At 31.0% G+C, this 1,272-nt stretch carries 1 protein-coding gene; it reads left to right on the forward strand.

Features of this window, described 5'->3' with window-relative positions; genetic code table 11:
* The first annotated feature begins 86 nt into the window (after positions 1–86).
* Positions 87–1,228, forward strand: a protein-coding gene (locus tag KA873_RS13505; protein WP_204206620.1) for an IS3 family transposase whose coding sequence is annotated in 2 segments (ribosomal slippage) — positions 87–357 and positions 357–1,228 — 1,143 coding nt in all. Because the reading frame shifts where the segments join, the coding sequence is not laid out codon by codon here.
* The last annotated feature ends 44 nt before the right edge of the window (positions 1,229–1,272 follow it).

Raw genomic sequence — 1,272 nt, forward strand, 5'->3', positions numbered from 1 at the left:
TGCACTAACCCCATGATGTGGGAGTAAAATAAAAACACTTTCGTTGAATTCATATTAAAATGAATTTATACGGAGGTGTTTTTTCTATGAAAAGAGTGGCATATTCAGTTGAAACAAAATATAAAGTAGTAGAAATGAAACTTAAAGGATATAGTACAAGAGAAATAATGGATGCTTTAAATATTAAAAATGAATCTCAAGTTAAAGTGTGGTGGAAATGGTATAGAAATGGGGAAACACATAGATTCAATCAACAAGTAGGTAAACAATATTCCTACGGAAAAGGAAATGAAGAATTGAGTACTGTTGAGACGCTAAAAATTGAATTAAAGCGCAAAGAAGTAGAAAATGAAATTTTAAAAAAGTACAAGGAATTGGAAAGGAAGTGGTCCCAGAGGTAGTTGTTGAATTAGTAAATGAATTGAAATCTAAATATACAGTGAAAGTCATTTTAGAAGCTTTAGATATTCCAAAATCAAATTATTACAGATGGAAAAACAAAGATTTCAGTATATCTGAGGATGAACGAGAAATTATAGAACTATGTATGAAACATCGTTTTACGTATGGTTATAGAAAAATAACTGCCTTGTTAAATAGAAAAAATAATAAACCAATTAATCACAAAAAAGTACAAAGGATTATGCAAAAACATAATTTAAATTGTAAAGTACGAATGAAGAAATCGAAAAGACCAGGGAATCCATATTATAAGACACATAATCTATTAAATAGAAACTTCAAAGCAGAGAAACCTTTAGAAGTACTTTTAACAGATATCACTTATTTACCCTTCGGGAATACAATGTTGTATCTTTCATCTATCATGGATGCTTACAATGGTGAAATTGTGGCGTATAAAATTGGTAAAAACCAAAATCAAGAATTAGTAAATGAGACATTAAAACAACTTCAATTGGAACCAGGGGCTATATTACATAGTGATCAAGGTAGTGTGTATACCTCTTATGAATACTATGCCCTATGTACAGAAAAAGGCATTGCCAGAAGCATGTCCCGTAAGGGAACGCCAGCTGATAATGCCCCAATAGAATGTTTTCATGCCTCTATAAAGTGTGAAACATTCTACTTAAACAGTGAGCTTAGAAGCTCTAATACCATTGTAATAGATATTGTCGAAAATTACATTGAAAACTATAATAAAGTTAGAATTCAACAAAAACTAGGCTACTTATCCCCTATAGAATATAGGAAATTAGCAGCCTAGAAAATAGTGTTTTTATTGAGCTCCCTTAGTAAGGGTGCAGTGCC

Origin of the sequence: Staphylococcus sp. GDY8P45P (assembly GCF_017892745.1) — a bacterium.
Lineage (GTDB): Bacteria > Bacillota > Bacilli > Staphylococcales > Staphylococcaceae > Staphylococcus > Staphylococcus cohnii.